This window comes from Mesorhizobium sp. M1D.F.Ca.ET.231.01.1.1 (assembly GCF_003999155.2).
Classification (GTDB): domain Bacteria; phylum Pseudomonadota; class Alphaproteobacteria; order Rhizobiales; family Rhizobiaceae; genus Mesorhizobium.
On the sequence record NZ_RZOZ02000093.1, the window covers coordinates 1 to 384 of the forward strand.

The 384-nt window shown below is 57.8% G+C and carries 1 protein-coding gene; it reads right to left on the reverse strand.

Annotated elements, in window-relative coordinates:
• Positions 1-170: 170 nt before the first annotated feature.
• The coding region (locus EN874_RS34150) for a hypothetical protein (RefSeq protein WP_210238595.1) at positions 171-384 on the reverse strand (214 nt) is incomplete at its 5' end.

Here is a 384-nt window from a genome sequence, read left to right on the forward strand (position 1 = left end):
GGACATCGCTGCGACGATATTATTCCCGCTTGACCAGCAGCTGATCGTTCATTCGAAGGAGTGTCGCTTAAACCGCCGCCGGACTATCGTGCCGGACCACAACTTTGCTCGCGAGACGATGACATCCGAAGATCACGCCGTCAGAGGTTCGGCCGCATGGATGCCGCCAACTATACGGACTTGGCACCAGTTCGCCCCGAACCTGGCTCATCGATCAAACAGATGAAGCCGAATTTTCCGTACAGGCTAAAAAGGAGGACGTGGTGCCAATCGGTGGATAGTTGAAGCGTGCCGACGAGCTTAGCCTGCGGGTATGGCGCAGCGTCTCGAGCCGCGCTGCCCATCACCTCGGAACCCGTCGCGCCAACAACTTCGTCAGCAAAG